The 7509-nt window shown below is 71.6% G+C and carries 6 protein-coding genes; 2 read left to right on the top strand and 4 right to left on the bottom strand.

Annotated elements, in window-relative coordinates; genetic code table 11:
• Window positions 1-347: 347 nt before the first annotated feature.
• Both HLK59_RS46320 and HLK59_RS46315 read right to left on the bottom strand, forming a co-directional pair.
• On the bottom strand, window positions 348-1415 hold the full coding sequence (locus HLK59_RS46320; protein WP_171147702.1) for a GNAT family N-acetyltransferase: 1068 nt from the start codon (window positions 1413-1415) through the stop codon (window positions 348-350).
• Between the two features lie 26 nt (window positions 1416-1441).
• Window positions 1442-2089 carry a hypothetical protein gene (locus HLK59_RS46315; protein ID WP_171147701.1) on the bottom strand — a complete coding sequence of 216 codons (648 nt, stop codon included), beginning with the start codon at window positions 2087-2089 and terminating at the stop codon, window positions 1442-1444.
• Window positions 2090-2261: 172 nt separating this feature from the next.
• On the opposite strand from HLK59_RS46315, the gene HLK59_RS46310 reads away from it, so the two are divergent.
• The gene (locus HLK59_RS46310; protein ID WP_171147700.1) at window positions 2262-2993 is read left to right on the top strand and encodes a copper homeostasis protein CutC; all 732 of its coding nucleotides are present in this window, start codon (window positions 2262-2264) and stop codon (window positions 2991-2993) included.
• Between the two features lie 90 nt (window positions 2994-3083).
• Here the strand turns inward: HLK59_RS46310 and HLK59_RS46305 are convergent, their stop codons facing one another.
• On the bottom strand, window positions 3084-5129 hold the full coding sequence (locus HLK59_RS46305) for a UvrD-helicase domain-containing protein (protein WP_171147699.1): 2046 nt from the start codon (window positions 5127-5129) through the stop codon (window positions 3084-3086).
• 303 nt (window positions 5130-5432) lie between these two features.
• Between HLK59_RS46305 and HLK59_RS46300 the strand changes: the two genes are divergently transcribed.
• Window positions 5433-5615 (top strand): hypothetical protein, encoded by a 183-nt coding sequence (locus HLK59_RS46300; protein WP_171147698.1) that lies wholly within the window; start codon window positions 5433-5435, stop codon window positions 5613-5615.
• Between the two features lie 46 nt (window positions 5616-5661).
• Here HLK59_RS46300 and HLK59_RS46295 read toward each other — a convergent pair whose 3' ends face one another.
• Window positions 5662-7314 (bottom strand): DNA repair helicase XPB, encoded by a 1653-nt coding sequence (locus HLK59_RS46295; protein ID WP_171147697.1) that lies wholly within the window; start codon window positions 7312-7314, stop codon window positions 5662-5664.
• Window positions 7315-7509 lie beyond the last annotated feature (195 nt).

The following is a 7509-nucleotide window of genomic DNA, read 5'->3' as shown; positions in this document are numbered from 1 at the left end:
GGGATCTGGGTGCGTGGTGGAGGGGCGGCGATCCGGGCTGGCGGCCGGGGGCCCTGTGTCTGTGGTCAAGGTGGTCGGGTGGCAGTGCGGCGGTCATGAGCGATGACGTGCCTGTGGGGGATTCGGTGCGCGAGGGCATGCGGCCGTGTGACTTCTGCGGTCATCCGGTCGTGATCGACTCGGTCGACGAGTGTGACTGCCCCGTGTGCGGGGATCCTGCTGAGGATCAGGGCGCTGCTGCTGGCCGGGGTTCGTAGAAGGCCCCATTGCGGAGCCACGAAAACGGTAACGGGGGGCGGCGACCTGGGTTCGTGGCCGGTGCGCAGTGCCTAGTTCGTGGCCGGAGGTCAGTTGCGTAGTTCGTAGGCGAGGATCTCCGTGTCCTCGCTCGCCTTGGTGAAGCCCGCGCGGGAGACCACTCCCTGGGAGGGGATGTTGGCCCGGTCGATCGTGGCGAAGAGGGTGTGGACGTCGTCGCGTGCCAGTGCCCACCGGGACAGCTCGCGCAGTGCCTCCGTCGCGTACCCGTGCCCGCGGACGCCCTCCACGAGGTCGTAGCCGATCTCCACCCGGCCCTCCTCGTCGGGCGCGCCATGGAAGCCCATGCCGCCGATCGCGAGGTCGTCCTCCCGGCGGACGAGGACGAACAGGCCGAACTCCGGCCGGTGCACACCCGCCTCATACGCCTTCAGCACCATCCCGGCCGCCTCCCGCGTCCCCTGGTACGGCCCGCCCACGACCCAGTCGAACCCGCCGGAACCGCCCGCGGCCAGGTCGGCGGCGGCCGCCGGTGAGACGCCCTCCAGGGTGAGCCGGTCCGTGTCGAGCACGAGGTTGTTGTTCCAGCGCCAGGCGGTGACCGGGGGCCGGCCGGGCAGATCCCCGCGGCCGGTGGCCCACAGCAGGGTGCGCCACTGGTCGGGGCCGGGCAGGACGTGCGGGAAGATCCGCGTCAGGACGTACTCGGGAAGGTGCGCGGGCGGCTCGTAGGCCAGACCCAGGCCCTGAGCGATGTCGTGCGCGTGCAGCAGCACCTCGGCGACGCCCATCGCGGCGAAGCCCTCGCGCCCCGCGCTGCGGAACGGGTAGGGGTGGAAGGCACGGACGTGACGCGGGGTGGTGCGGACCGTGGTGGCGAGGAGTACGCCGGTGGTCTCGACGACCTGGATGACGCCGGTGTTGTCGGTGTCCTCTTCGAGGACGATCTCGAAGGGCACGTACGCGTCCCGCGCCCGGCCGGCCAACTGCCCCGCGTACGCGATGAGATCCTCCGCGATGTGGAACGCCGTCGCACGGCAGCTCCACTCCAACCGGCCGGCCCGCGGCCCCTCCCAGTCCCGGTCCACCGCCGTCCGCAGCAGCGCCACGGCGCTCTCGACGGCCTCGGTCACGCGTTCCCCGCCCATGTCAGTCATGCGGGCAGGCTAAGCGGGCGGGCCGGTCAGGGCGACAGCATTTCGAGTTCGGCGGCGAGGTTGTAGCGGGCCGTGGTCTCCCACTCCGTCTGTCCGTACGGCGTCCTGAACAGGCGCGGAAGGTCCAGGAGCTGCCGCAGCACCGCGGCCCGGCCCTCACGGAAGGCGTCGCTCGGCACGAAGCCGTACTCCTCGCGTACGGCGGCCGTGTAGGCGGCGTACGTCTTCGGCGGTGCCGCCAGGATCGCCAGGTCCGCGTCGCACAGCACCTGGCCGTCGCGGTCGCCGTCCGCCGGGTCGTGCGTGACGGTGAGCCGGACCAGCCGGGCGACCTCGGCGGTCCTCGCCTGCGGCAGCCCGGCCTCGGACAGGGCGCGTTCGGCGATCCGGGCCGAGCGCTCCTCGTTCTCGGAGCGCTCCGGCAGATACACCGCGTCGTGGAACCAGGCCGCCAGCCGGACCACGTCCGGGTCGTCGGCGTACTTCTCCAGTACGTCGACGTGGTCGAGGACCGCGGTGAGGTGCGCGAGCGTGTGGTACCGCCGCTGCGGCTCCTGCCAGCGGGCGAGGAGATCGTCGGCGTACGGGGCGGGGTCGGGGCCGGCGGACCCGGCACCCCTGGCCGCCTCCAGGGCGTGGGCGAAACGGGAGCGCAGGACGTCGAGATCGGCCATGGACCCATTCTGCGCGGCCGGCGGCGGGGGAGCGGGACATCTTCGGCTGATGTTCAGCCGCGGACGGGGCCGATCTTGTCGCGGGTGCGGCGGGCGCGGGCGTAGTCTGGAGATTGGACTAGACCTGTAGCCGCCGTTTTCCCGCCCTTCCACCGCCGACGAATGGGGTCCCATGAGCAAGCGAGCAGTCCTGGAGGTGATCGCCCTCGACGTCGAGGACGCCGTCGCCGCCCAGGCCGGAGGCGCGGACCGTCTTGAGCTGGTCACCGACATGGCGGCCGACGGGCTGACCCCGCCGGTCGAGACGTTCGCCGGGATCCGCGGGGCCGTCGACATCGCGCTGCGGGTGATGCTGCGGCTGGCGGACGGCTTCGACGCGGGGGACGTCTCCCAGGTGGTCCGGGTCGCGCGCGAGCTGCGGGAGGCCGGGGCGCGGGAGTTCGTCCTCGGCTTCCTCGACGCCGACGGCGGTGTGGACCTGGGGGCCGTGGAGCGGGTGGTCGCCGAGCTCGACGGCTGCCGGTGGACCTTCCACCGCGCCATCGACCACGCCACCGACCGGGACGCCCTGCGCAAACAGCTGGCGGACCTGCCGGGCCTGGACACCTACCTCACGGCCGGCTCCGCCTCTGGCGTGGACGACGGACTCCCCACCCTGCTCGCCGAGGCGGGCCGACGCGGGGAGCAGGGATACGAACAGCAGTTGCTGGTCGGCGGCGGCCTGACCCTGGACCACGTGCCGGTCCTGCTGACCGCCGGGATCGACGCGTTCCACATCGGCGGTGCGGCGAGACCGGAGGGGTGGGGCCACCCGGTGTCGACACAGGCGGTGGCGGAGTGGCGCCGCGCAGTGGACACAGAGGTCACCCACGGACGCGGTGAACTATTGAACAGGCGTCACTGACACCCACCCAGGGGCGCGGGGAACTGCGCGACAAGCCCCCACGCACCCGCACCCGGCAACGCACCGCAAGCGGCACCCCGTACCCCGTGATCACCCGGCGAGTTCCTGTGGCAGCGGCGCCGTGTGCGTCACGATCAGCCCCGAGACCGCTCGGGTGAGGGCCACGTACAGGCGTCGCAGACCCGTGCGCTCGTCGGGCTCGCCGTCGACCACCGCCTGCGGCTCGTCCAGGACGACGTAGTCGTACTCCAGACCCTTGGCGAGAGAGGCCGGGACCAGGGTCAGGCGGGTCTCCTCGGTCGTCTCCTCACCGGGATCGAGATACCCGATGCCCGCCGCCGCCAGCGCTTCCGCCAGCACCGGGATCCGGGCATCCGCAGCGATCAGACCGGTCGAGCCCTCGTTGGCCAGCAACTCCTCGCACGCGGCGACCACTTCGCCCGTGCCGCTGACCGGCCGGAGATCGAAGAACCCCGGGTTCTCACGCACCGACGCCACCGGCGTCAGCCCCGGCGCGATGTGCGGAAGCAGCCGGGAGGCGTACGTGATGACGTCCGTCGGGACACGGAAACCGGCCGTCAGCTCCTCGATGACCCCGTCCGACTTCCCCAGGTGCGCGAGCGCCTCGCCCCAACTCCGCGTCGCCCAGGGGGTGGTGCCCTGCGCTAGGTCGCCTAGGACGGTCGCGGAACCGGTGGTGCAGCGGCGGCCGACCGCCCGGTACTGCATGGGGGAGAGGTCCTGCGCCTCGTCGAGCACCACATGCCCGAGCGAGTGCGTGCGCTCGACGACGTCCGTCGCCTCGTCGATCAACACCGCGTCGGCGGCGGACCACTTGGCCGACTTCACGGACCGTACGGCCTTCGCCCACAGGATGGTCTTCTGCTCGTCCTCGCCGAGGACCCCGTCCGCGTGTACGGCGAGGAAGTCCGCGTCCGTCAGCAGCCGCAGCACCAGCTTGGCCGGGTCGACAGGCGGCCAGACCTCCTTCACGGCCGCCTTCACCGCGCTGTTGCGGGCCACCGCGTCCTGCACCCGGTCGTCCGGGGCCTCCCCGGAGCGCTCCATCTGCACCAGCACGGCGTGCGCGATGCGCTGCGGAAGGGCGTCCCGGGCGGCGCCGTAGCGGATGTCGCGGTCCAGCAACTCGCCCACGATGTCCTGGAGTTCGTACGCCGGGACCCGCCACCGCCGCGACCCGCGCACGACGACGACCGGCTCGGTGGGCGGGGTCACATGCGAGTAGACGGCACGCCGGAGCACCTCCGCCATCCGGGCGTCGCCCTTGATGACCGCCGCGGCCGCGTCGTCGGCGCCCCGCACCTCGACCTTTCCGGCGACCAGGTCGTCGACGGTCGCCTGCTTGACCGCCAACTCGCCGAGCGCCGGCAGGACTTGCTCGATGTAGTGCAGGAAGGACCGGTTCGGCCCGATGACGAGGGTGCCGGTACGGGCCAGCCGCTCGCGATGGGCGTAGAGGAGATAGGCGACCCGGTGCAGTCCGACGGCGGTCTTCCCGGTCCCCGGACCGCCCTGGACGCACACGGTCCCGCCGAGCCCGGACCGTACGATCTCGTCCTGCTCGGGCTGGATGGTGGCGACGATGTCACGCATCGGACCGACGCGGGGCCGCTCGATCTCCTGCTGGAGGAGCTTGCTGGTGGTGGCCGCTTCGGCGGGGTCGGAGAGGTGCTCGTCCTCGTACGCGGTGATGTCGCCGCGGGTGTACCCGAAGCGGCGGCGCAGCGCGATGTCCATCGGGTCCTTCTTGGACGCCCGGTAGAACGGCTGCGAGACCGGCGCACGCCAGTCGATGACCATGGGATCGCCGCCGTGGTCGTGCACATGGCGGCGCCCGATGTAGAAGCGCTCGCCGTCGGCACCCTCGGCCAGATCGATGCCGGGGGCGTGCAGATAGTCGAGGCGGCCGAAGAACAGCGGGGTGTCACTGAGGTCGGCCAGCGCCTTGATGCGCTCGCCGATCTGGCGCTCCAGGATCTGGGCGTTGACCCAGTTCGCGGTGACGTCGCTGATGTCGAGGGACTCGGCGTCCTCACGCATGGCGCGCAGGGCGGCCCGGGACTCGGCGAGGTGGGAGCGTTCGCGGCCGAGGGGGTCGTCGACGGGCGTGGACAAGGGGGTGCCTCCGAAGGTGCTGCGGGCTGAGGTGCTGCGGCATGCCGGCCGGTTTCCGTCCGGTCGGCGGCACTCCGGGTGGGAGGCGGGGAAGCGGAGATTTTACGGGAGCGGACGGTACGACGGCCAACCGATTTCGCCGCGCGACCCTTCGCCGCGTGGCCCTTCCCCTCCCGGGTCCCCTAGGGGATCGCCCCTCCCTCCGCCGGGGGAGACTCCACCCTCAGGGGGTACCCAGGTAGCACGGGAAGTGGGGACCTGGGACCGATGCCCTCCTTGTGCCCGGGGAGCCACCATGGAGACATGAGTGCAGCGACCTTCACCCCAGGCCCCGGTCGCCCGTCCGGAGCGACCCCCCTTTCCGGCAGCCACGCCACCCACCGCCTCGGCAACGCCCTGCGCGCGATCCGCGTCTTCGCGGGCGCCGCCTTCGACGTGGTCATACTCGGCGAGTACGCGGAGGAAGCGGGCGTCCGCCGCAAGTAGGGCGCCCGACGGCGGCGCCCGACGGCAGGCCGCGCCCCTACGCCCGTCAGCCCTCCGTGTCCCCCGCCAGCAGCTCGTCCGCGTCCACGATCCGGTAGGCGTACCCCTGCTCCGCCAGGAACCGCTGCCGGTGCGCCGCGAAGTCCTGGTCGATCGTGTCCCGGGCGACGACGGAGTAGAAGTGCGCCTGATGGCCGTCCGCCTTCGGCCGCAGCACCCGGCCAAGACGCTGTGCCTCCTCCTGACGGGACCCGAAGGTGCCCGACACCTGGATGGCGACCGTCGCCTCCGGCAGGTCGATCGAGAAGTTCGCGACCTTCGACACCACCAGCACGCTGATCTCGCCCTCCCGGAAGGCGTCGAAGAGCTTCTCGCGCTGGGCGTTGGAGGTCTCGCCCTTGATGACGGGCGCGTTCAGATGCTCGCCGAGCTCGTCGAGCTGGTCGATGTACTGGCCGATCACCAGGGTCTGCTGCCCGGCGAAGCGCTTGACCAGCGCCTCCGTGACCTTCCGCTTGGTGGCGGTGGTCGCACAGAAGCGGTACTTCTCCTCCTGCTCGGCGGTGGCGTACGCGAGCCGCTCGGAGTCGGTGAGATTGACCCGGACCTCGACACAGTCGGCGGGCGCGATGTACCCCTGCGCCTCGATCTCCTTCCAGGGCGCGTCGAAACGCTTGGGCCCGATGAGCGAGAAGACATCCGACTCCCGCCCGTCCTCCCGCACCAGGGTCGCGGTCAGCCCGAGCCGCCGCCGCGCCTGAAGATCCGCCGTGAACTTGAAGACGGGAGCCGGCAGCAGATGCACCTCGTCGTAGAGGATGAGTCCCCAGTCCCGGGAGTCGAAGAGCTCCAGATGCGGATAGACACCCTTACGCCTGGTGGTGAGCACCTGGTAGGTGGCGATGGTGACGGGCCGGATCTCCTTCCGCGTCCCGCTGTACTCGCCGATCTCGTCCTCGGTCAGCGAGGTCCGCTTCACCAGCTCGTGCTTCCACTGCCGGGCGGAGACGGTGTTGGTGACGAGGATGAGGGTGGTCGACTTGGCCTGCGCCATGGCGCCGGCGCCGACCAGGGTCTTACCGGCACCACAGGGCAGCACGACGACCCCGCTGCCGCCGTGCCAGAAGTTCTCCACGGCCTGCTTCTGATAGGGCCGCAGCGCCCACCCGTCCTCGGCCAGCTCGATGGGATGCGCCTCGCCGTCGACGTACCCCGCGAGGTCCTCGGCCGGCCAGCCCAGCTTCAGCAGGGTCTGCTTGATCTGCCCGCGCTCGGAGGGGTGCACGGCGACGGTGTCGGGGTCGAGCCGGGCACCGACGAGCGGAGCGATCCGCTTCGACCGCAGGATCTCCTCCAGCACCGGCCGGTCCGTGGTCGTGAGCACCAGGCCGTGCGCGGGGTGCTTGCTGAGCGTCAGCCGCCCGTACCGGTCCATGGTCTCGGCGACGTCCACGAGCAGCGCGTGCGGCACCGGATACCGGCTGTACTGCACGAGGGCGTCGACCACCTGCTCGGCGTCATGCCCGGCGGCCCGGGCGTTCCACAGCCCCAGCGGCGTCACCCGGTAGGTGTGGATGTGCTCCGGCGCCCGCTCCAGCTCGGCGAACGGCGCGATGGCCCGACGGCACTCGTCGGCCTGCTCGTGGTCGACCTCCAGGAGCAGGGTCTTGTCGGACTGGACGATCAGCGGTCCGTTCACCTACGCACTTCCCTTCCGCACGGCCAAACCTCCAGTGTGCCGTACCGCGCGCCGATGCGGCGGGCCCGTCCGGGGCAACCCTGCGCCACCGTCGACCGTCTGACCGGGCGAGCAGCGCACCGGGCGCGATGTGCGGAGGGTGGGGGCATGACGGGGTTGTCGGTGCGCGGCTCGCCCGGTCAGACGGTCGACGGT

It is taken from the genome of Streptomyces sp. S3(2020) (assembly GCF_013044505.1).
GTDB lineage: Bacteria > Actinomycetota > Actinomycetes > Streptomycetales > Streptomycetaceae > Streptomyces.
The sequence above is the reverse complement of the archived record's forward strand: the minus strand, read 5'-3'. Positions and strand labels throughout refer to the sequence as shown.